This is a genomic window from Janthinobacterium kumbetense, from assembly GCF_023703445.1.
GTDB classification, from domain to species: Bacteria; Pseudomonadota; Gammaproteobacteria; order Burkholderiales; family Burkholderiaceae_D; genus Janthinobacterium; species Janthinobacterium kumbetense.
On the sequence record NZ_JAMQGR010000004.1, the window covers coordinates 405,839 to 428,136 of the forward strand.

The 22,298-nt window shown below is 63.9% G+C and carries 24 protein-coding genes; 22 read left to right on the forward strand and 2 right to left on the reverse strand.

What is annotated here, in order from left to right; translation table 11 throughout:
• The first annotated feature begins 4 nt into the window (after positions 1-4).
• From NCG91_RS15460 to NCG91_RS15475, 4 genes are read left to right on the forward strand one after another with little or no spacing between them, the layout of a single operon-like run.
• Positions 5-1,582, forward strand: coding sequence for a sensor histidine kinase (locus NCG91_RS15460; RefSeq protein WP_099666563.1), 1,578 nt, complete (start codon positions 5-7; stop codon positions 1,580-1,582).
• A 15-nt stretch (positions 1,583-1,597) separates the two neighbouring features.
• Complete coding sequence (locus tag NCG91_RS15465; RefSeq protein WP_099666564.1) at positions 1,598-2,185, forward strand: DUF1697 domain-containing protein; 588 nt, start codon at positions 1,598-1,600, stop codon at positions 2,183-2,185.
• A complete protein-coding gene (locus tag NCG91_RS15470) occupies positions 2,185-2,586 on the forward strand; it encodes a DUF3224 domain-containing protein (RefSeq protein WP_251350308.1) in 402 nt (133 codons plus the stop codon). The genes NCG91_RS15465 and NCG91_RS15470 overlap by 1 nt, the downstream gene beginning before the upstream one ends.
• Positions 2,583-2,762, forward strand: a complete 180-nt coding sequence (locus tag NCG91_RS15475) for a hypothetical protein (protein ID WP_099666566.1) — start codon at positions 2,583-2,585, stop codon at positions 2,760-2,762. Before NCG91_RS15470 ends, NCG91_RS15475 begins: the two co-directional genes overlap by 4 nt.
• Positions 2,763-2,858: 96 nt before the next feature.
• Here NCG91_RS15475 and NCG91_RS15480 read toward each other — a convergent pair whose 3' ends face one another.
• On the reverse strand, positions 2,859-3,260 hold the full coding sequence (locus NCG91_RS15480) for a hypothetical protein (RefSeq protein ID WP_251350309.1): 402 nt from the start codon (positions 3,258-3,260) through the stop codon (positions 2,859-2,861).
• A 332-nt stretch (positions 3,261-3,592) separates the two neighbouring features.
• Between NCG91_RS15480 and NCG91_RS15485 the strand changes: the two genes are divergently transcribed.
• Genes NCG91_RS15485 through NCG91_RS15500 form a run of 4 tightly spaced genes read left to right on the forward strand, consistent with a single transcriptional unit; the run spans position 3,593 to position 5,723 of the window.
• Positions 3,593-3,946: an ArsR/SmtB family transcription factor gene (locus tag NCG91_RS15485; RefSeq protein WP_035822023.1), complete on the forward strand. Its 354-nt coding sequence runs from the start codon at positions 3,593-3,595 to the stop codon at positions 3,944-3,946.
• Between the two features lie 8 nt (positions 3,947-3,954).
• Positions 3,955-4,380 carry a YeeE/YedE family protein gene (locus NCG91_RS15490; RefSeq protein ID WP_251350310.1) on the forward strand — a complete coding sequence of 142 codons (426 nt, stop codon included), beginning with the start codon at positions 3,955-3,957 and terminating at the stop codon, positions 4,378-4,380.
• An 8-nt stretch (positions 4,381-4,388) separates the two neighbouring features.
• Positions 4,389-4,820 carry a YeeE/YedE family protein gene (locus NCG91_RS15495; RefSeq protein ID WP_251350311.1) on the forward strand — a complete coding sequence of 144 codons (432 nt, stop codon included), beginning with the start codon at positions 4,389-4,391 and terminating at the stop codon, positions 4,818-4,820.
• A 45-nt stretch (positions 4,821-4,865) separates the two neighbouring features.
• Positions 4,866-5,723, forward strand: a complete 858-nt coding sequence (locus tag NCG91_RS15500) for a ChaN family lipoprotein (protein WP_251350312.1) — start codon at positions 4,866-4,868, stop codon at positions 5,721-5,723.
• 17 nt (positions 5,724-5,740) lie between these two features.
• Here NCG91_RS15500 and NCG91_RS15505 read toward each other — a convergent pair whose 3' ends face one another.
• Positions 5,741-6,568, reverse strand: coding sequence for an IclR family transcriptional regulator domain-containing protein (locus NCG91_RS15505; RefSeq protein ID WP_251350313.1), 828 nt, complete (start codon positions 6,566-6,568; stop codon positions 5,741-5,743).
• 166 nt (positions 6,569-6,734) lie between these two features.
• Between NCG91_RS15505 and NCG91_RS15510 the strand changes: the two genes are divergently transcribed.
• The 14 genes from NCG91_RS15510 to NCG91_RS15575 form a co-directional block, all read left to right on the forward strand.
• The gene (locus NCG91_RS15510) at positions 6,735-7,433 is read left to right on the forward strand and encodes a 3-oxoacid CoA-transferase subunit A (RefSeq protein WP_077408447.1); all 699 of its coding nucleotides are present in this window, start codon (positions 6,735-6,737) and stop codon (positions 7,431-7,433) included.
• A 10-nt stretch (positions 7,434-7,443) separates the two neighbouring features.
• On the forward strand, positions 7,444-8,085 hold the full coding sequence (locus tag NCG91_RS15515; RefSeq protein ID WP_099666572.1) for a 3-oxoacid CoA-transferase subunit B: 642 nt from the start codon (positions 7,444-7,446) through the stop codon (positions 8,083-8,085).
• 41 nt (positions 8,086-8,126) lie between these two features.
• Positions 8,127-9,329, forward strand: coding sequence for a 3-oxoadipyl-CoA thiolase (gene pcaF, locus NCG91_RS15520; RefSeq protein ID WP_251350314.1), 1,203 nt, complete (start codon positions 8,127-8,129; stop codon positions 9,327-9,329).
• Positions 9,330-9,587: 258 nt separating this feature from the next.
• Positions 9,588-10,883, forward strand: a complete 1,296-nt coding sequence (locus NCG91_RS15525) for an MFS family transporter (protein ID WP_077409278.1) — start codon at positions 9,588-9,590, stop codon at positions 10,881-10,883.
• Between the two features lie 76 nt (positions 10,884-10,959).
• Positions 10,960-11,655 carry a fumarylacetoacetate hydrolase family protein gene (locus NCG91_RS15530; RefSeq protein ID WP_251350315.1) on the forward strand — a complete coding sequence of 232 codons (696 nt, stop codon included), beginning with the start codon at positions 10,960-10,962 and terminating at the stop codon, positions 11,653-11,655.
• An 18-nt stretch (positions 11,656-11,673) separates the two neighbouring features.
• Entirely contained in the window at positions 11,674-11,997 is a 324-nt protein-coding gene (locus NCG91_RS15535) for a thioredoxin family protein (protein WP_251350316.1), read from the forward strand.
• Positions 11,998-12,676: 679 nt separating this feature from the next.
• The gene (locus NCG91_RS15540; RefSeq protein WP_070290424.1) at positions 12,677-13,963 is read left to right on the forward strand and encodes an MFS transporter; all 1,287 of its coding nucleotides are present in this window, start codon (positions 12,677-12,679) and stop codon (positions 13,961-13,963) included.
• Between the two features lie 245 nt (positions 13,964-14,208).
• On the forward strand, positions 14,209-15,228 hold the full coding sequence (locus tag NCG91_RS15545) for an ABC transporter substrate-binding protein (protein WP_251350317.1): 1,020 nt from the start codon (positions 14,209-14,211) through the stop codon (positions 15,226-15,228).
• A gap of 83 nt (positions 15,229-15,311) precedes the next feature.
• Positions 15,312-17,486 (forward strand): ABC transporter permease, encoded by a 2,175-nt coding sequence (locus tag NCG91_RS15550; RefSeq protein ID WP_251350318.1) that lies wholly within the window; start codon positions 15,312-15,314, stop codon positions 17,484-17,486.
• Positions 17,483-18,568: an ABC transporter ATP-binding protein gene (locus NCG91_RS15555; protein WP_251350319.1), complete on the forward strand. Its 1,086-nt coding sequence runs from the start codon at positions 17,483-17,485 to the stop codon at positions 18,566-18,568. The genes NCG91_RS15550 and NCG91_RS15555 overlap by 4 nt, the downstream gene beginning before the upstream one ends.
• Complete coding sequence (locus NCG91_RS15560; RefSeq protein ID WP_251350320.1) at positions 18,565-19,398, forward strand: inositol monophosphatase family protein; 834 nt, start codon at positions 18,565-18,567, stop codon at positions 19,396-19,398. Before NCG91_RS15555 ends, NCG91_RS15560 begins: the two co-directional genes overlap by 4 nt.
• 111 nt (positions 19,399-19,509) lie before the next feature.
• On the forward strand, positions 19,510-20,616 hold the full coding sequence (locus NCG91_RS15565; RefSeq protein ID WP_251350321.1) for a porin: 1,107 nt from the start codon (positions 19,510-19,512) through the stop codon (positions 20,614-20,616).
• 71 nt (positions 20,617-20,687) lie between these two features.
• The gene (iolG, locus tag NCG91_RS15570; RefSeq protein WP_251350322.1) at positions 20,688-21,677 is read left to right on the forward strand and encodes an inositol 2-dehydrogenase; all 990 of its coding nucleotides are present in this window, start codon (positions 20,688-20,690) and stop codon (positions 21,675-21,677) included.
• A gap of 12 nt (positions 21,678-21,689) precedes the next feature.
• Positions 21,690-22,298: PfkB family carbohydrate kinase (locus NCG91_RS15575; protein ID WP_251350323.1), on the forward strand; the 609-nt coding region annotated here is incomplete at its 3' end.

The window sequence follows — 22,298 nt, forward strand, 5'->3', positions numbered from 1 at the left end:
ATTGATGGTGAGTATCCAAGTCCGGCTGACCCTGCTTTTTGTCGTGATCGTCACCCTGGTGCTGGGCATTTCGGGTAGCTATACCCAATATACCTTGAGCAAGGAACTCGAATCGGGCAGCGCGCGCCTGCGCAGCGGCGTGCTGACGCGCTTGCAGACCAGCTTGCCGTCCGCCCTGTGGGACCTCGATAAATCCAAGGTCGACAGCATCGTCGCGGCCGAAATGCTGCCGCCGGAACTGGTCGGCATCCGCGTCTACGATGCCTCCGTCGGCCTGTTCGCGGGCGAAGTGCGCGACGCGGCCGGCACCTTGGTGCCTTTGACCTCCGACGTGGCCATGGGCGGCACGCCCGTCGAGGCGCCGCTGGTGTTCCGCGACGCCGTGGCCGCGGCCACGGGCGGCAAGCCGGTGATCGTCGGCAAGGTCATCGTCAATTTCAGCCGTGCCCAGATCGATGCGGCCCTGCGCGGCGAAGTGCGGCGCAAGGTGCTGGAAGTGTTGCTACTTGACATCATTTTGGTGGGCGCCCTGGCGCTGAGCCTGCGCATCGTCTTCGGCCCCTTGAAACAGTTGCGCGACGGCTTGTTCGACCTGGCCACGCGCGGCAGCGATGACGTCGAAGAGCTGCCGGAAAACCGGCGCGACGAGCTGGGCGACGTGATCCGCGGCTTCAATGCCGTGCAGCGCAAGCTCAAGTCCATCATCGAGGGCAGCCGCGAGGCGGAAGACATGGCGCGCCGCTCGCAGCAGGAGACGGCGCAGGCCATGGACGAATTGCGCCGCGCGCAGGAATCGTTGCTGCAGTCGGAACGCCTGGCCTCGCTGGGCAGCCTGGTGGCGGGCGTGGCGCATGAAATCAACACCCCGGTCGGCATCGCGCTGACCAGCGCCTCGGTGCTGAAGGAAGCCACCGATGGCATCAGCGCGGCGGTGGCGGGCGGCAGCGTGAAGAAGACCGATATCGTGCGCTACCTGGAAACGGCCGGCGAAAGCGCGCGCCTGATCATGAACAATGCCTACCGCGCCGCGCACCTGATCCACAGCTTCAAGCAGATCGCCGTCGACCAGGTCAGCGAAGCGCGCCGTTTGTTCGAATTGCGCGACTATATCGGCGAAGTCATCTCGAGCCTGCAGCCGACCCTGAAAAAGACGCGCATCCGCATCGATATCGATTGCCCGCCCGGCATCATGCTCGACAGCTATCCGGGCGCGCTGGCGCAGGTGCTGACCAACCTGGTCCTGAACTGCGTCGAGCACGCCTTCGATGCGGACACGGACGGCCACATCCATATCGGCGTGCACGGCGACAACGACTGGATCGCCATGCAGGTGCGCGACAATGGCCGCGGCATCGCGCCCGACATGCTCGACCGCGTGTTCGACCCGTTTGTCACCACGCGGCGCGGACAGGGCGGCACGGGCCTGGGCTTGAATATCGTATTCAACTTGATTGCCAAGCAGTTTGGCGGCACCATCACGGTCAGCAGCACCTTGGGGCAGGGCGCGACGTTCCTGCTGCGCCTGCCCAAGGTGACGCCATTGCCGGAAGGCGCCGCCAGCGTTCCGGCCGGCCAGGCATAGGCAAGGAGACAACACATGGCACAGATGGAAAATAGTCAGCAAGTGGCGCTTTTGCGCGGGATCAATGTCGGCCGCGCCAAGCGCGTGGCCATGGCCGACCTGCGCAAGCTGCTGGGCGACCTGGGTTTTGCGCAGGTGCGTACCGTGCTCAACAGTGGCAACGTCGTGTATGACGGGGGCAAGGTCGCGCCGGCCGACGCCGCTGCCCGCATCGAGGAAGCGCTGGTGCTGAAACTGGGCGTGGCGGCCCGGGTGACGGTGCTGTCGGCCAGCCAGTTTGCCGAACTGATCGAACAAAACACCCTGGCGCCGGCGGCCGATGCTGCCCGTCTGCTGACCTTGGTGCTGAACAATCCGGCCGACATGCAACGCCTGGCGCCCCTGGCGCAGCGGCCGTGGCAGCCGGAAGCGCTGGTCCTGGGGCGCTGGGCCGCGTATGCCTGGTGTCCCGATGGCGTGTTGGCCAGCAAGGTGGTGGCGGCGCTGGGCGTGCTGCTCGGCGATGGCGTCACCTCGCGCAACTGGGCCACCATGCAAAAATTGCATGTGCTGCTGAACGGGCCGGAGGCGGCCGCCACCTCTTCATTTTCCAAGGAGTACTGATGCCTACCATTCGCGGTACATTCGACGTCATCATCACCCCGGAAACCTTGTCGGACACGGCCGCGCAATCGGGGCTGGGACGCCTGTCGCTAGCCAAGCGCTACCACGGCGCCCTCGACGCCAGTGCGCGGGGCGAGATGCTCAGCGCGCGCGCCAGCGTGGCCGGCTCGGCAGGCTATGTGGCGCTGGAGCGGGTGGAAGGCACGCTGGACGGGCGTCACGGCAGTTTTTATTTGCAGCACAGCGGCACGATGACGCGCGGCGCGCCAGCCTTGTCGGTGACGGTGGTGCCCGATACGGGGACGGAGCAATTGCAAGGCCTGTCGGGCAGCCTGGCCATCCGCATCGAAGAGGGCAAGCATTATTATGCTTTCACGTATGAGATTGCTGACGCGCCGTGAACTGGGAGATCGTCAAGGGCGTGCTGATATTGCTGGTCGCCGTCAGCGTCCTGGGCACGGCCTTCGTGCTCATTTCCGCCTCGGGCACGGACAAGGCGGCCTGCATCGCGCGCGCCCTGAAGTCGGGCATTCCTGTGGGCAATATCGAACGGGTTTGCCGCTTGCTGGACAAGTGAGCATCAAGTGAGCATCAACCCAGGCACGGCAGGCAAAAAAATTCCGCGCAAGGCGGAATTTTTTTTAAGGCAGCGGCATCGGCTGCCGGAATAGGGTCAGCTATCGAATTTTTCCTGTTTTTCACCGTGCATGCTAAAGGCCAGCAAGCCCAGCCCCACCAGCAACATCGAGACCATGCTCGCTTCGGGCACGGGCGGCGGCACGTTCGTTTGCTGCACGGGCGGGGCCGTGGCGGCTGCGGACGGAGGCAGTGCGCCGTGGCGCGCACCGGTGCTGCTCCAGCGCGGGGCCGCGTTGAGCATGGTGCCCTGCGCCAGCAGGCGCGCATACGGCAAGTCCGGTGTGTCCCAGCCGGGATTGTCGGCAGTGCTGGTGAAACCGAGACTGTCGTCGCTCACGACCTGGGCGTGTGTCGTGGGCGGGGTGCTGGCCGCCGCACTGCCGGCGCACGCCGACAGCGCCAGCATGGCCATGCCTAGCGGCTGAAGTAACTTCATCTTTGACTCCCTGGTTCACCGTGCGGTGCGGTCGAAAACCGGCCTGCGCCTGGACGGACAATGCGCCTGTACGGGGGCGTATCACGATTTTTCTGAAGAGGTCTTATTACAGCACAAATCGTGGCAATTTTGCTACGCTTATTTACTTTAAATTACGAATATTTATCATTTTGATAGCGTGATGGCTATCGCTGCCGCACACTTCGCATGAGCACGCTATCGCCGAAAAACACTGTTGTTTTTTTGTGCGAATCGCCAGCAGGAAAACAGTATATTGATTAGTATATTGTTTATCGCATGATGATCAATATGACCGCCTGTGGGAGGGCACGATGGAGACAGTCGCAACACAACACGCCGAATACAACCTCGACGCCATGCGTGGCTCGGCCTACAAGGCCAGCTCGCTGCTCAAGGCCATGGGCAATGCCGACCGATTGATGCTGCTGTGCCAGCTATCGCAGGGCGAGCATTGTGTCAGCGACCTCGAACAAAAAGTGGGCATCGGCCAGCCGACCCTGTCGCAGCAACTGGGCGTGCTGCGCGAAGAGATGCTGGTGGCCACGCGGCGCGACGGCAAGCAGATCTATTACCGCGTCGCCAGCGCGCCCGTGCTGGCCGTGCTGCAAGTGCTGTACGCGCAATTTTGCGCGCCGCGCCCCACGTTCAACGACGAAGCGGACTGAGTATTTCCATGCACATCGACTGGCAGCATTTCACGCCTTGGGCCTCGCTGGCCGGCGGCATGCTGATCGGCCTGGCTGCGGCCCTGCTGATCTTGTTCAATGGCCGCATCGCCGGCATCAGCGGCATCCTCGGCGGCTTGCTGCGGCCGCGTCGTGGCGACCTGGCCTGGCGCATCGCCTTTCTTGCCGGCCTGGTCGGCACGCCCTTGCTGTATTCGCTGTGGCAAGCCTTGCCGCCCGTGCGGATCGACGCTGGCACGCCCGCCCTGATCGTGGCGGGTTTGCTGGTGGGCGTGGGCGTGCGCTATGGCGCCGGCTGCACCAGCGGCCACGGCGTGTGCGGCCTGTCGCGCCTGTCTCCCCGTTCGCTGGCGGCCACCATCGCCTTCATGGCGGCCGGTTTCCTCACCGTCTATCTGTTGCGCCATCTGTGAGCAAGCTTATGAGCAAGCTGATCCTTTCTCTGTTGAGCGGCCTCGTCTTTGGCCTGGGCCTGATCGTTTCCGGCATGGGCAACCCGGCCAAGGTGCTCGGCTTCCTCGACCTGGCCGGCGCCTGGGACCCGTCGCTGGCGCTGGTGATGGGCGGCGCCATCGGCGTGGCCCTGCCCGCCTTCTGGCTGGCGCGGCGGCGCAGCACGGCACTGCTGGGCGAACCCATGCAATTGCCAGTATCGCGGCGCATCGACCGGCGCCTGCTGCTGGGCAGCCTGGCCTTTGGCGCGGGCTGGGGCATCGCCGGTTTCTGTCCCGGCCCCGCCCTCGTCTCCCTGCTGGCGGGCCAGCCGAAGGCGTGGCTGTTTACCGGCGCCATGCTGGCCGGCATGCTTCTCTTTGAAGTGCTGGAGCGCCGCAAGCTGCCGGCGCCGGCCTGAGACGGTACAATCTGGCGCATCGCCACTTGAAGATACCCGCCTGACATGAAAACCGTGATTTTCCGCGCCGGCGCGCGCGCCGCCCTATTGTGCAGCGTGCTGGCGCTGGCCGCCTGCGGCAGCTTGCTGAAGAAAGAGGCTCCGCCCGCTCCCGTGCCCGTGGCCGACACCTTGCCCAATCCGCAAGTGTTGCTGCTGGGCGAAGTCCATGACAATGCGCAAGGCCAGCGCCTGCGCGTCGAGGAATTGCGTCGCCGCCTGGCGACCGGCTGGCGTCCCGTGATTGTCATGGAACAGTTCGACCGCGAAAACCAGGCCTTGCTGACGCGCGCCGCGCGCGATTGCGCCGACCCCGACTGCATCATCCGCGTGATGGAACAGCCGCGCTGGGACTGGAGCTTGTACCGGCCCGTGCTGGACCTCGTCATCAGCTACCAGCTGAGCCTGGTCGCCGGCAACCTGTCGCCCGCCGATGCCTCGCGCATCGTGCGCGATGGCATCCAGTGGGCCATGCCGCCCGCCATGGTGGCCACGTACCTGGCCGCGCCCGTGCCGGCGGACATCCTGGACGGGCAAGAGAAGGAAGTCCAGGCAGCCCGCTGCAATATGCTGCCCGACATGATGATCAAAGGTGTCGTCAACGCCCAGGTGGCGCGCGATATCTGGATGGCCAAGCTGATCCGCGACCAGGCGCCGCGCGACGTGGTGTTGATCGCCGGCAACGACCACGTGCGCAAGGATATCGGCGTGCCCCGCTGGCTGAAGCTGGCCGATCCGCAACTGAACGTGCGCAGCATCGGTTACCTGGAGCAGGGCGGCAGCGGCTACAAGGGCACGTTTGACCTGACGCAAACGATGCCCGCGCAACCGCGCCCGGACCCGTGCGCCAAATTCAAGAAATAAGGTTCAAGCAATAAGCGCTACTGCTGCACCCGCACCAGGGCGCTGACCCGGCTTGCCGTGTCGAGCAGTTTCGGCAAGCTGTGTTCCAGCAGGTGCGCCACGGACGGTCCCGCCGTCTGGCCGCTGACGTTGATCGCCGCCACCACCTTGCCGGCCCGGTCGAACACGGGCGCGGCGAGGGCGATCAAGCCCTGTTCCAGCTCTTCCTGCACCAGGCACCAGCCCTGGCGCCGCACTTGCGCAATCTCTTCCATCAAGACGTCGATATCGACCTTGGTCGCCGGCGTGATTTTCAGCAGCGCCATCTTCGACAGCCGTTCGCGCAGCACCTCGGGCGCCAGGCCCGCCAGCAAAACCCGTCCCATCGAGGTGCAGTAGGCGGGCAGGCGGCTGCCGATGCCCAGGTTGATCGACATGGTGCGGTGCGCGGACAGGCGCACCACATACACGATGTCGTCGCCGTCGAGCACGGTGGCCGAGCACGACTGGCGCAAGGTCTGCATCAATTCTTCCAGCAGCGGCTGCGCCTGCGTCCACACGGGCAGCGACGACAAATAGGCATAGCCGAGGTCGAGCACCTTCGGCGTCAGGCGGAACAGCCGTCCATCCGCTTCCACGTAGCCAAGATGCAACAAGGTGTGCAGGATGCGCCGCGCGCCCGCGCGCGTCAGCTGCGCCCGCTCGGCCACTTCGCTCAGGGTCTGTTGCGGCGCGTCCGCGCCAAAACTGCGCAGCACGGCCAGGCCCCGCGCGAACGATTGCACATAGCTGTCGCCAGGACGCGGCGCGCCGTCGGCATCGAGGGTTTCTTCGGCGGAAAGGGGCGTGCTGCTGCGTGCGGTCATGGCGATTCCAATTGGTCAAGGTGGCAATTATAGCCATGGGGCCGGCGAAAACGGCAAATTGACAAGCGCCCCGATCAGGCATATTCTCACGAATAAGTTCTAAATACGAATATTTGTTCGTTATACGAACAAGTGTCTGATGAGTTTGATTGGGAGGAGACAGGCAATGATCGACAAACTGCGTTCCAGCGTGCTTGATGCGCTGGCCGATATCCACGATGGCGCCACCGTCATGATTGGCGGCTTCGGCGGCGCGGGCCAGCCGGCCGAGCTGATCGACGGCTTGATCGCCCAGGGCGCGCGCGACCTCGTCATCGTCAACAACAATGCGGGCAATGGCGACACGGGCCTGGCCGCCCTGCTGAAAAACGGGCAAGTGCGCAAGATCATCTGCTCGTTCCCCCGGCAGGCCGATTCCCACGTGTTCGACGCGCTGTACCGCGCGGGCAAGCTGGAGCTGGAATTGGTGCCGCAGGGCAACCTGGCCGAGCGCATCCGCGCCGCCGGCGCCGGCATCGGCGGCTTTTTCACGCCCACCGGTTACGGTACGGACTTGGCCAAGGGCAAGGAAACGCGCGAGATCGACGGCCGCATGTATGTGTTCGAGTCACCGATCCACGCCGACTTCGCGCTGATCAAGGCGGAGCAGGGCGACCGCTGGGGCAACCTGACTTACCGCAAGACAGCGCGCAACTTCGGCCCCATCATGGCCATGGCCGCGAAAGTCAGCATTGCTTCCGTGCATGAAGTTGCCGAGCTGGGCAGCATCGATCCCGAGCACGTCATCACGCCGGGTCTGTTCGTGCAGCGCCTGGTGCAAGTGCCGCGCACGGCCACCGGCCCCGCCGGCTTCAAAGCTGCCTGAGGAATATCAAGTGAATAAATGGAATCGAGATCAAATGGCGGCCCGCGTGGCGGCGGACATCCATGAAGGCAATGTCGTCAACCTGGGCATCGGCTTGCCGACCCTGGTGGCGAACCACTTGCCGGCCGGCGCGGACATCATCCTGCACAGCGAAAACGGCGTGATCGGCATGGGCCCCGCGCCCGCGCCGGGAGAGGAAGACTACGACCTGATCAATGCTGGCAAGCAACCCGTCACCCTGCTGGCCGGCGGCAGTTACTTCCACCACGCCGACAGCTTCGCCATGATGCGCGGCGGCCACCTGGACATCTGCGTGCTGGGCGCGTTTCAAGTCTCCGCCACGGGCGACCTGGCCAACTGGCACACGGGTGCCCCCGACGCCATTCCCGCCGTGGGCGGGGCCATGGACCTGGCCATCGGCGCGAAAAAAACCTGGGTCATGATGGAATTGCTGACCAAGACGGGTGAAAGCAAGCTGGTGCAGGCATGCACGTATCCGCTGACGGGCATAGCCTGCGTCAGCCGCATCTACAGCGACCTGGCCGTGCTCGACCTGTCGCCCGCCGGCGCCACGGTCGTCGAACTGGTGGATGGCTTGAGTTTCGAGCAGTTGCAAGCGTTGACCGCCGTGCCGCTGACGGACGGACGTTAGTTCACCATCAATACGCAAACTACTTTCTTGGAGGAAAGAACATGACCCATGCTTACATTTGCGACGCCCAGCGCACGCCGTTTGGCCGCTATGGCGGCGGACTCGCCGGCGTGCGCGCCGACGACCTGGGCGCCGTGCCCATCCGTGCCTTGATGGCGCGCAACCCGAATGTGGACTGGAACGCCGTCACCGACGTGCTGTACGGCTGCGCCAACCAGGCGGGCGAGGACAACCGCAACGTGGCGCGCATGGCGGCCTTGCTGGCGGGCTTGCCCGACAGCGTGCCGGGCGCCACCCTGAATCGCCTGTGCGGCTCGGGCCTGGACGCCATCGGCAGCGCCGCCCGCTTCATCAAGAGCGGCGAAGCGGGCTTGCTGATCGCCGGCGGCGTGGAAAGCATGAGCCGCGCGCCGTTTGTCATGGGCAAGGCGGACAGCGCCTTTTCGCGCGGCATGAAAATGGAAGACACGACCATCGGCTGGCGCTTCATCAATCCCTTGATGAAGGCGCAGTACGGCGTCGATTCGATGCCGGAAACGGCGGAAAACGTGGCGTCGGACTTCGGCATCAGCCGTCTTGATCAGGATGCGTTCGCCCTGGCCAGCCAGGTCAAGGCGCTGGCGGCGCAGCAGGCGGGCGTGTTCGACAGTGAAATCTGTCCCGTCAGCATCGCCCAGAAGAAGGGCGACCCTGTCATCGTTGCCCGCGACGAGCATCCACGCGCCACCACCCTGGAAACCTTGACGAAACTCAAGCCCGTCGTGCGCGCGGATGGCACGATCACGGCCGGCAACGCGTCCGGCGTCAACGATGGCGCGGCGGCCCTGCTGCTGGCCGACGAGGCGAACGCGGCCCGCTTTGGCTTGACGCCGCGCGCCCGGGTCGTGGCCATGGCGACGGCCGGCGTAGCGCCCCGCATCATGGGCATCGGCCCCGCGCCCGCCACCCTGAAAGTGCTGGCCATGACGGGCTTGACCCTGGCCGACTTCGACGTCATCGAACTCAATGAAGCGTTTGCCGCGCAAGGCCTGGCCGTGCTGCGCCAGCTGGGTTTACCCGACGACGACCCGCGCGTGAACCCGAATGGCGGCGCCATCGCCCTGGGCCACCCGCTGGGCGCGTCGGGTGCGCGCCTGGCGATGACGGCCGTCAACCAGCTGCACCGCACGGGCGGGCGCTATGCCTTGTGCACCATGTGCATCGGCGTGGGCCAGGGCATCGCGCTGGTGCTGGAACGGGTCTGACCTCCAGCGCGTCCGGGCAGGCACCATGCACTGTGCACTGTGCACTGACACAAGATGCGGCATCGGCATCGGCCAGGGCATCGCGCTGGTGCTGGAGCGGGTCTGATTCCGCCCGCCCGCAGGTGAAAAAAGTTGCCGGCGATACGTATTAACGCGTATGCCGGCCGGCTTTTTGACCCTGATCAAGGGCGTATGATGCAAAACCAGCCTGGGAAACCCGGCTGGCGTTGGCTTTTTCACACGAACAAGAAGACTGATATGACATCCCACGATACTCCGCATGACGTTGCGCAGCTGACATCCCAGCAGCGCATCAAGGCCATCATTGGCGCTTCCTCCGGTAACCTGGTCGAATGGTTCGACTTCTACATTTACTCGTTCTGCGCGCTGTACTTCTCGCACGCCTTCTTCCCTTCCGGTAACCCGACGACGCAGCTGCTGCAGACGGCCGGCATCTTTGCCGCCGGCTTCCTCATGCGTCCCGTGGGCGGCTGGCTGTTCGGCCGCATCGCCGACAAGTACGGCCGGCGCCAGTCGATGATGATTTCCGTGCTGATGATGTGCGGCGGCTCGCTGATGATCGCCGTGCTGCCCACGTATGAAACCATCGGCGCCTTCGCCCCGTTCCTGCTGCTGGTGGCGCGCCTGTTCCAGGGCTTGTCCGTGGGCGGCGAATACGGTACCAGCGCCACCTATATGAGCGAAGTGTCGGAATCGGGCAAGCGCGGTTTCTTCGCCTCGTTCCAGTACGTGACCCTGATCGGCGGCCAGCTGCTGGCCTTGCTGGTGCTGGTGGTCTTGCAGCAATTGCTGACCCTGGAAGAATTGCGTGCCTGGGGCTGGCGCATCCCGTTTGTCTTCGGCGCCCTGGCGGCCCTCGTGTCGCTGAACCTGCGTAAATCCCTGACGGAAACGACCACCGCCAGCGAGCGCAAGGACAAGGACGCGGGCAGCCTGCGCGGCTTGCTCAAGCACAAGCGTGCTTTCATCACGGTACTTGGCTTTACGGCCGGCGGTTCGCTCGTGTTCTACACGTTTACCACCTACATGCAGAAATACCTGGTCAACACGGCCGGCATGGACACCAAGACGGCCAGCGCCGTCATGACGTGCGCCTTGCTCGTCTACATGATTTTGCAACCGGTGTTCGGCGCCTTGTCCGACCGCATCGGCCGCCGCACCTCGATGCTGTTTTTCGGCGGCCTGGCCACCCTGTGCGTGCTGCCGATCATGCATGCCTTGAAGGATATTTCCAGCCCGTACGCGGCGTTCGGCCTGATCATCATCGCGCTGGCCATCATCAGCTTCTACACCTCGATCAGCGGCCTGATCAAGGCGGAAATGTTCCCCGTCGAAGTGCGCGCGCTGGGCGTGGGCCTGTCGTATGCGGTCGCCAACGCCATGTTCGGCGGTTCGGCCGAATACGTGGCGCTGCAGTTCAAGGCCTGGCACGTGGAAGAGTATTTCTATTGGTACGTCACCATCATGTGCCTGATTTCCTTCATCGTCGCCATCCGCATGCCGGACCCGAGCCGCTCGGGCTTGCTGAAGTAACGTTGTCGTAAAATAGGGGACACTGCGGTGTCCCTTTTTCATCGCCGCCTTTTTATCGTGCCGATCAGGAGTTTTCATGTCGTATGTCATTCCCGCAGCCATCCAGCCCAGTGTTCCCGTCAGCGGCAGCGTTGATACTTTCCCCGTCCACCGCATCTATTGCGTGGGCCGCAACTATGTCGACCATGCCAAGGAAATGGGCCATACGGGCCGCGAGGCGCCGTTTTTCTTCATGAAGCCTGCCGACGCCGTGCTGCCCGTGCCTGCCGGCACGACGGGCGAGTTGCCGTACCCGGCGCAGACGCAGGATTTCCAGCACGAGATGGAACTGGTGGTGGCTATCGGCAAGGGCGGCAGCGATATCGGCGTGGCCGATGCGCTGAGCCACGTGTGGGGTTATGCGATCGGCCTGGACATGACGCGCCGCGACGTGCAGGGTGCGGCGAAAAAGCAGGGCCGTCCGTGGGAAACGGGCAAGGCGTTCGAGCACTCGGCGCCCATCGGTTCCATCACGCCGGCCGCGCAGGCGGGCGACGTCAGCCATGCCGCCATCACCCTGCACGTGAATGGCGAGCTGCGGCAAAGCAGCAGCATCGACATGCTGATCTGGAATGTGGCGGAAACCATCGCCGACCTGTCGACCTACTTTACCTTGCAGCCAGGCGACCTGATCTACACGGGAACGCCGGCCGGCGTGGCGGCCGTGCAGCGCGGCGACGAGCTGGTGGGGGCCATCGATGGCCTGGAGACCTTGCGCGTGAAAGTGGTCTAAGTTGTCAAGGAGACTGGCATGATGAATGACACGTATGCTGTGGCGCAACCCACGCGCGCCGGGATCGACGCCCTGGCGGGGCCGGCCCTGCTGGAATTTGGCACGGGCTGGTGTGGCCACTGCCGCGCCACCCAGGCGCCGCTGGCCGCCGCCTTTGCGCTACACCCTGAGGTGCCGCACCTGCGCGTGGAAGACGGCCCCGGCCGCGCCCTGGGACGCTCGTTCCGCGTGAAACTGTGGCCGACCTTGATTTTCCTCAAGGATGGCCAGGAAGTGGCGCGCCTCGTGCGCCCGCTCGACAGCGCGGAGATCGCCAAGGCGTTCGCCCTGATCGACGCGTAGGCGGTTTCCATCATTTCTTGCCGCACCGCACCACTGCGCGTATCATAAGCCGCTTACAGCAAGATCAACCGCATCCTTCGTGATGCAGGCGCGATCATCGCCGGCCCGCTCCACCCGGAGGGGCCGCAGGCAAGGATTCACCACAAATGACCGATGCCGCGATGCCGACGCGCGGGTCTGGTACGGAATGCCTGGCGATACGCCGGGCCTGATACACGTCGCCCATCCCCTGACGCCTTTCCTGCCGTGCCCCGGGTAACCGGATGGCGCACGACCGTTGTTTCTCTGATCAGCACTGATCGCAGCGCGATAGCGCGCGTTTGTTCACCGTTGCCTGCCGTTAACAACGGCGTGTTGCTGCGTGGAATTTGTTTGCGAATTTAATAGCAAATTCACAGCAAATACGTCCGCGCACAGCTATGATAGGTGAACAATGCGCCTAAGTAATCGTCGGGAAATTATTGTAAATTTATGATGAACAGAAGCGGATGTGATGCAAGGCGGCTGTCGCGACGCAGTGCGAGCATTGCGAGCGGCTGCCAACGCAGCAGCACGCCGCTTATGGAAGTCAGAAATAACAATAATTTACTGGCGGTTACTTTATACAACGTGCTGTGCTGCTGCCTGAAAAAACATCCAGAGAATGGCCTTTAGACACCCTCCCCAAGGAGCGCAGTAAATGAGCACCCCCCCCAAGAAAAATTCCCCCGGCACGGTGCTGTTCGCCAGCCTGATCGGCACCACCATCGAGTTCTTTGACTTTTATATCTACGCCACCGCCGCCGTGCTGGTGTTCCCGAAACTGTTCTTCCCCGCCGGCGACCCGTCGGCCGCCGTGCTGCAGTCGCTGGCCACGTTCGCCATCGCCTTCTTCGCCCGTCCCATCGGTTCGGCCGTGTTCGGCCACTTCGGCGACCGCATCGGCCGCAAGGCAACCCTCGTGGCCGCCTTGCTGACCATGGGTATTTCCACCGTCATTATCGGCTTGCTGCCCACGTATGCCGCCATCGGCACCCTGGCACCGCTGCTGCTGGCGCTGTGCCGTTTCGGCCAGGGCCTGGGTCTGGGGGGCGAGTGGGGCGGCGCAGTGCTGCTGGCCACGGAAAACGCGCCACCGGGCAAACGTGCCTGGTACGGCATGTTCCCGCAGCTGGGCGCGCCGATCGGCTTCTTCCTGTCGGGCGGCATCTTCCTGCTGCTGAGCGAAACCATGACCGATGAGCAATTCTTCAGCTACGGCTGGCGCATCCCGTTCCTCGCCAGCGCGCTGCTGGTCATCGTCGGCCTGTACGTGCGTCTGAAGATCACGGAAACGCCGGACTTCCAGAAAGTCATCGACAAGAACGAGGTCGTCAAACTGCCGGTAGCCACCGTGTTCCGCCAGCATGGCCGCATGTTGTTCCTGGGCACCATCATCGCCCTAGCCACCTTCGTGCTGTTCTACCTGATGACTGTGTTCGCGCTGAGCTGGGGTACGACCAAGCTGGGCTTCACGCGCAAGGAATTCCTCGTCGTGCAGCTGTTTGCCGTGCTGTTCTTCGCCCTGACGATTCCATTCTCGGCCGTGCTGGCCGACCGCCGCGGCCGCCGCGCCACCCTGATCTGGGTCTCCGTCGCCATCGCCATCTTCGGCCTGGTGCTCGCGCCCATGTTCGGTTCGGGCGTGACGTGGGAAGTGACGGTCTTCATGGCCGTCGGCCTGGGCCTGATGGGCATGACCTACGGACCGCTGGGCACGATGTTGTCCGAACTGTTCCCGCCCGAAGTGCGCTACACGGGCGCGTCGCTGACGTTCAACCTGGCCGGCATCCTGGGCGCCTCGCTGGCGCCGTACATCGCCACCTGGCTGGCCACGAACTATGGCTTGCAATACGTGGGCTATTACCTGTCGCTGGCAGCCGTGCTGACCCTGGGCGCGCTGCTGATGGTGGGCAAGCCACGCGCGGGCAAGGAAGCCTGGCAGTAACACCCCTCTGACCCCACCGGTCCCGAAAGCCGCCAGCTGCAACGCTGGCGGCTTTTTTTGTCGGTAAAACACCACGCCGCACGCCTGCCGAGATTCTTGTTGACAGTCAAAATCGGCTGGTGGTAAGGTGTGCACACGTGTGCAATGCAGTGCAAGTCTTGAAAAAGCACATCCCGGGACAGTGACACCGCAAGATAGCGGTGCGGTCTGAAGTACCACAACGACAACAAACTTGGAGTGAGACGATGAAGATGCGCAATGTTGCGATTGCTATAAGCCTGGCCCTGCCGATGACGGCCATGGCCGCCGAGGAACGCCTGTCCGTGCTGTGTTCGGCCGACATGGAGTGGTGCCAGCTGATGAAGAACCGCTTCGAGGCGGAAAGCAAGATCAAGGTATCGATGATCAGGAAAAGCGCCGGCGAGGCCTATGCGAAGATCCGCGCCGAAGCGTCGAACCCGAAATCGGACATCTGGTGGGGCGGCACGGGCGATCCGCACCTGCAAGCGGCCGCCGAAGGCTATACGGAAGAATACAAGTCGCCCACCCTGCCCAAGCTGCAGCCGTGGGCGCTCAAGCAGGCCGAGACGGCCAAGTACCGCACCGTCGGCATCTACATCGGCATCCTGGGCCTGGCCTACAACGAAAACGTGCTGAAGAAGAAAAACCTGCCGCCGCCCCAATGCTGGAAAGACCTCGTCAAGCCCGCCTACAAGGGCGAGATCGAGATGGCCAACCCGAACTCCTCGGGCGCCGCCTACAATGCGCTGGCCACCGTGGTGCAGCTGTTCGGCGAAGAGGAAGCCTTCGATTTCCTGGCGAAAATGGGTCAGAACGTCAGCAAGTATCCGAACGCGGGCGTGGCGCCCGGCGAGGACGTGGGCCGTGGCGAAGCGGGCGTGGCCATCGGCTTCATGCACGACCTGATGAAACTCACCGTGGCCGGTTTCCCCGTGAAAGTCTTGCCGCCCTGCGAAGGCACGGGTTACGAGATCGGCTCCATGAGCATCGTCAAGGGCGCGAAAAACATGGAGCAGGCAAAGAAATTCTATGAATTTGCCCTGCGTCCGGACGTGCAGAGCGAAGCGGTGAAAGCGCTGGCGTTCCAGATCCCGTCCAACACGGCCGCCACCATTCCCGCCGCCTCGCCGCGCCTGGAAAACATCAAGACCATCAACTACGACTTCGCCAAGTATGGCGCCTCGGACACGCGCAAGCGTTTGCTGCAACGCTGGACGACACAGATTTATTCGGCCGGCAATTAAGGCGTAAAGACTGTCATCGTACCGAACCTGCCGCATGCCGCAATGGCCATGCCGGCGGGTCTACTTAGCTGGATAGAGACCTCATGAAAAAGATATTTTACGGCTGGCTGCTGGCCGCCCTGGCAGCGTTGTGCCTGTTGCCCTGGCAGCAACAGGAAGCGGGATTGTTTGCCGGCGAATGGTTGCGCGACGGCCAGTTCTTCAGTGACCGTGGCGCACCGGCCGTGCTGCACCTGCTGTCGTTCGGCGCCTGGCCGCTGGGCGTGTTCTTCGCCCTGATCGCCGCCAGCGCTGCCCTGGTGGCCGGCAATGTGCCGCGCAAGACCCTGGGCCTGGGCCAGATCGCCATCGGCGGCGGCGGCATGCTGTGGCTGGCATGGCTGGGCTGGGGGCCGCTGGCCGCCAGCACGGGCCTGGGCTTCGGCGCGCTGCTGCTGGCGCTGTGCCTGCTGTTCCTCCTCACCTCGGGCGCGGCCGCCTGCGGCGTGTGCCGCGGCGACGCCTTCGTGGCCGGCGCCATCGGCCTCATCATTTGCCTGATCTCCCTGTTCGTGCTGTTCCCCGTCGCGCTGATCCTCGTCAGCGCCGGCCAGCCCATGGACGATGGCGGCACGGGCGCCGCCGCTCTGGCGCGCCGCCTGGCGGACCCCGGCATCTGGAGCCTCAATTGCGTGTCCGGTCCCGGCCGCTGCGGCGTGGCCTGGAATACCCTGGCGCTGGCGCTGCTGACGGGCGTGTCGGCCACCTTCCTCGGTCTCGTGTTCGCCCTCTTGGTGACGCGCACCAATGGCCGCTGGGTGCGCCCGATGCGCGCCATTACGATACTCCCCATCGTCACGCCGCCTTTCGTGCTGGGCCTGGCCCTGATCCTGCTGTTCGGCCGCAACGGCGCCATCACGGGCCTCGTCGGCGACCTGTTTGGTATCGAGCAGAGCCGTTGGCTGTACGGCATGACGGGCGTGTGGCTGTCGCAGATGCTGGCCTTTGCGCCGATTGCCTTCATGACATTAATTGGTGTGGTGGAGGGCGTCAGCCCTTCGCTGGAAGAAGCGTCGGGCACCCTGGGCGCCAGCAGCTGGCAAACCTTCGTCAAGGTGTCGCTGCCCTTGATGCGTCCCGGCATCGCCAATGCCTTTTTGCTGTGCTTTATCGAAAGCATGGCCGACTTCGGCAACCCGATGGTGCTGGGTGGCAACTTCCACGTGCTGTCGACGGAAATCTTCTTTTCCGTGGTGGGCGCCTCGAACGACCAGGGTCGCGCCGCCACCCTGGCCATCGTGCTGCTGACCTTTGCCGTGGGCGCCTTCTTCATCCAGAACTTGTGGCTGGGCAAGAAATCGTATGTGACGGTGACGGGCAAGGCCGACCATGGCGGCCACGCCTCGCTCAACCCGCGCCTGAAAACCATGCTGTGGACCATCGCCCTGCCATGGTTCGCCTTCACGGCCCTGATCTACGGCACGGTGGTGGCGGGCGGCTTCGTGAATAACTGGGGCCAGGACAATGCCTTCACCTTGCGCCATTACATCGACGCTTTCGGTATCACGGCGGGCACTTCCGGCTGGCACTGGACGGGCCAGGCCTGGCCGTCGCTGTTCACCACCTTGACGATTTCGGCCATCGCCGCGCCCTTGACGGCCTTTGTCGGCATCCTCTCGGCCTGGCTGCTGGTGCGCCAGCAATTCGCCCTGAAAAGCGCGTTCGAGTTCGGCACCATGCTCAGCTTTGCCATTCCCGGCACCGTCATCGGCATCAGCTACATCCTTGCCTTCAACTCGGCGCCAATCGAGTTGACGGGCACGGCGACGATTTTGATCCTGTGCTTTGTCTTCCGCAACATGCCGATGGGCTTGCGCACGGGTATCGCCGCCATGCGCCAGCTCGACGGCAGCCTGGACGAGGCCTCGATCACCCTGGGTGCCAGCAGCTGGACCACCATGCGCAAGGTCATCCTGCCGCTGTTGCGCCCGGCCATTGCCTCGGCCCTCGTGTATGGCTTCGTGCGCTCGATCACGTCGATCTCGGCCGTCGTCTTCCTCGTCAGCGCCGATTACGACATGGCCACGTCCTACATCATCGGCCTGGTGTCGAACGGCAACTATGGCACGGCGATTGCCTACGCCACGGTCTTGATCGTCGTCATCCTGCTGTGCATCCAATTGATCCATTTGCTGGTCGGCAAGCGCCGCCTTCGCCGCGTCAGCGCCGAAAAAACGCTGCCGGCCGCCGTTCCCAACCTGGAAAAGAGCTACGCATGAACCACTTTACTACCCATGAAACAGCCATCGCTGCGCTGGAATTCGATGGCGTCACCAAGCGCTACGGCAAGGCGCTGGCCGTGAACGATGTGTCGTTCACGATCGCGCCGCGCACCATGGTCACCCTGCTGGGCCCCAGCGGCTGCGGCAAGACCTCGACCCTGCGCCTGATCGCCGGCCTGGAACGCGTCAGCGCCGGACGCATCCTGCTGGCTGGCGAGGACGTCACCTTGACCTCGGCCGCCGAGCGCGACGTCAGCATGGTGTTCCAGTCCTACGCCTTGTTTCCGCACATGACGGTGCTCGACAACGTGTGCTACGGCCTCATCGTGTCCGGTGAAACCAAGCCGCGCGCCGTGGAACGGGCGCAGGAAAGCTTGCGCCTGGTGGGCCTGGCCGACTTTGCCGCGCGCTTCCCGAACGAGTTGTCGGGCGGCCAGCAGCAGCGCGTGGCCGTGGCCCGCTCACTGGTGCTGCAGCCCAAGGTGCTGCTGCTGGACGAACCGCTGTCGAACCTCGACACGAAACTGCGCCGCCGCGTGCGCGACGAGATCCGCGACATCCAGGTCAAGCTGGGCTTGACTGCCGTGTATGTCACGCATGACCAGGAAGAGGCGCTGGCCATTTCCGACCAGATCATCGTGATGAACCGGCAAGTGATCGCGCAAAAGGGCACGCCGCACGAGCTGTTCGAATCGCCGGCCGACAAATTCGTCGCCGACTTCATCTGTAACGCGAACATCGTCGATGGCGTGATCGAAGCGGTGGCCGACGGCAAGGCCACCTGCGTCATGGGCAAGTTGCGGCTGCGTCTGCCATGCCGCAGCCAGCGCAGCGGCGAAGCGAGTTTCGCCGTGCGTCCGGAAGCGATCCTGCTGTCGCCCGCGCAGCCCGACAGCGCCATGGTGGTGCGCGTGGCACGCGCCACCTACCTGGGACGCGAAATGCAATACACGCTCGACACGCCGGTCGGCGAACTGTTTGCCGTCTCGCACGACTTGAGCCAGGTTTTCACGCAAGGCACATCGGTCGCCATGACCGTACACGAACATGGCGCAGCCATCATTGGAGGACAAGCATGACAGATATGACACAGGCAGCGGTACTGGCCGACGCGGCCACCCTGGAGCGCTATGCCTACGCCCGGCACATCATCCGCCAGGCGGGCGAGATTGCGCTGGGCATGTTTCACCGCCGCACGGAACTCGTGATCGAGGAAAAGGGCTTGCAGGACATGGTCAGTATCGCCGATCGCATGGTGGAAGACTATGTGCGTGCGCAAATCGCCGCGCGTTTTCCTGACGACGCCGTGGTGGGCGAGGAGCGCGGCGGCGGGGCGTCGGACGCGCGCTGCGTGTGGGTCATCGATCCCATCGACGGCACGGCCTGCTTCGTCAACGGCATGCTGGCCTGGTGCGTGTCGATCGGCGTGCTGGTCGACGGCAAGCCGGCCATCGGCGCCGTGTACGACCCGAATGCGGACGAGCTGTTCCACGCCTGCCAGGGGCAGGGCGCCTACGTGGCAGCGAAGGCCGGCGAAACGCGGCTGCGCGTCAACGACGTGGTCAGCCTGCAGGGCGGCGTGCTGGGCGTGGGCTTTTCGCACCGCGTGGGCACCGACACCTTTTTACCGTTCCTGCTCGATGTGCTGGAAGAGGGCGGCATGTTCATCCGCAACGGTTCCGGCGCGCTGATGATCGCCTATGTGGCGGCCGGGCGCCTGATCGGCTATTTCGAGCCGCACATCAATTCCTGGGATTGCCTGGCCGGCATCGTGCTCGTCAACGAGGCGGGCGGGCGCTGCAATGATTTCCTGGCCGATAACGGCCTGGAAAAGGGCAATCCCATTCTGGTGGGCGGCCCCCGCCTGTACCCGCAACTGGCGGCGCTGGCCTTGCCGCGCTGTGCCTGAGCACATTTTATTGAAAGGGAGGACAGGCGTCCGGCGAGGGACGCGCGGAGTGGCAACACACTGTTGAGCATCATGAGTAATCCACCACCATAAAAACAAGCAGGAGACAAAATGAAAAACGGGATGAAAAACGAGATGAACACCATGCAGTTGAACAAGATCGCCGCCGTATTCTTGCTGGCCTTGCCAGGCTGCGTGCTGGCCGAATCGAGCGTCGTCGTGTACGGCCGCATCCATGCGGGCTTCGACCGTATCGAAACGTCAAGCTCGGCCACGGCGCCGAATGGCGAATCCATTTCTCGCGTATCGGACAATTCCTCGAAGATCGGCTTCCGGGGAAGGGAGGACTTGGGCAATGGCAACACGGCCTTCTTCCAGATCGAGGGCAATGCCAAGCTGGACGATGGAACGGGTGTCATCAATAGCAAGGATACCTTTGTCGGGCTGGAAAACCCCGCCTATGGCCGCATCGCGCTGGGCCGCTTCGCCACGCCGATTCGCCAGATCAACGGCTACACCAACCGTTTCGTGGGCGAAGGCATCCAGGACGACGCCAACATCTCCCAGCTGGGCGGCGAAGGCTTCAACCGCCGCAGTTCGAACGCCGTCAGCTACCGCACGCCCGTGCTGCAAGGCTTCAGCGCCACGATTTACCGCGCCAGCGAAAACGAGGCATCGAACGGCGACCGCATCTATTCGGGCATCGTGCAATACGTGAACGGCCCCATCAAGGGCGCCGTCGGCTATGAAAAGCACAAGGACTTGCGTCCCGGCTTCAGCGAAAAGATGTTCCGCGCCGTGGGCAATTACAACTTCGGCGGCGGCGACGTGGGCGTGGCCTGGAACCGCATGGTGTATGACGTGGCCGGCGGCGACTTGCAGCGCGACTACTTCACCATCACGGGCGCCTATAAGGCGGGCGGCGGTTCCTTCATCGGCAGGTTCGGCGTGGCAGGCGACGTGTCCGGCAGCGCGCCCAACGGCAGCAACGTGACCATCAAGGCGACCACCCTGGTGCGTGGCGACGACAGCGGCGCCAAGCAGGCCACCCTGGGCTACGAGTATTACTTGTCCAAGCGCAGCACCGTGTACGCCTACTACACGCAAACGAATAACGACAAGAACGCCAACTACACGTTTGGCGGCAATGCCTTCGCCGCCACCAAGAAGGGTGCCAAGCTCAGCGGCGTGATGCTGGGCGCCATCCACTTGTTCTAACCTTTTTTTGCCCGAATTTGCACACGTGTGCATATTCGGGCAACGTACTTCCGACTATCAAGGAGATGGAAATGATTCAAGTGGCATTGTTCGGCGCCGGCCGCATCGGCCGTATTCACGCCGGCAATCTGGTGCGCCAGCCTGGCGTGCGCCTGAAATACGTGGTCGACGTGCATGCGGGCGCGGCGGCGGAAGTGGCGGCCCTGCATGGCGCCAGCGTCGCCAGCGTGGAAGCTGTGCTGGCCGACCCTGAAGTCAAGGCCGTGCTGATCGCGTCGAGTACGGATACGCATGCGGACCTGATCGTGCGCGCGGCCGCCGCCGGCAAGGCCATCTTTTGCGAGAAACCCGTCGACCTGACCCTGGAACGCGCGCGCGCCGCCGCCGCCGCCGTCAAGGAAGCGGGCGTGCTGTGCATGATCGGCTTCCAGCGCCGCTACGACCCCACGTTTGCCGCCGTCAGGCAGCGTATCGCAGCGGGCGAGATCGGCACGCCTGAGTTGCTCATCGTCACCAGCCGCGATCCCGGCCCGCCACCCGTCAGCTACATCCAGGTATCGGGCGGCATCTTCAAGGATATGCTGATCCACGATTTCGACATTTTCCGCTGGATACTCGACGATGAAGCCGTCAGCGTGCACGCCACGGGCAGCTGCCTCGTCGACCCGGCCATCGGTGAAGCGGGCGACCTGGACACGGCCGTCGTCACCATCCGCACGGCCAAGGGACGTTTGTGCCAGATCAATGCCTCGCGCCGCGCCGCCTACGGCTACGACCAACGCTTCGAAGTGCTGGGCAGCGCCGGCATGCTGCAGGCAGGCAACCACAAGCCGACGGAAGTGACGGCCTATGGCTCAGTGAACGTCAGCGTCGACAAGCCGGAAGACTTTTTCCTGGAACGCTACCGCGCCGCCTACGCCAGCGAAATGGCGCACTTTTTCGAGGCATTTGCCCATGGCGCGCCCTTGCGCACCACCGTCCATGATGGCTTGAAGGCACTGGAACTGGCCGAGGCGGCCACCGTGTCATGGCGCGAACAGCGCATCGTGCAATTGTCATAAGGAATGCATGTGATGAAGAATACGACTGAATTTGCCCAGGGCCGCGCGCTGGACGTCATCTGCCTGGGCCGCCTGGCGGTGGACCTGTACGCGCAGCAGATCGGCAGCACCCTGGAAGACGCGACCAGTTTCGCCAAGTACCTGGGCGGCTCGTCGGCGAATATCGCCTTCGGCACGGCCCGCCTGGGCCTCAAGTCCGCCATGCTGTCGAAGGTGGGCGACGACCACATGGGCCGTTTCTTGACGGACACGTTATCGAAAGAGGGCTGCGACGTCAGCCATGTCGGCATCGACCGCGACCGCCTGACGGCGCTGGTGATGCTGGGCATCAAGGATAAAAACACGTTTCCCCTGATTTTCTACCGTGAAAATTGCGCCGACATGGCCATCGAGCCATCCGCCGTCGACGCCGCCTTCATCGCTTCCAGCAAGGCGCTGTTGATCACCGGCACGCATTTTTCGACGGCTGCCATGCACGCCGTCAGCATGCAGGCCCTGAAATTGGCGCGCGCCAACAACGTGCGCACCGTGCTCGACATCGATTACCGGCCCGTGCTGTGGGGTTTGTCAGGCAAGGCGGATGGCGAAACGCGTTTCGTTTCCAACGACGGGGTGACGCGC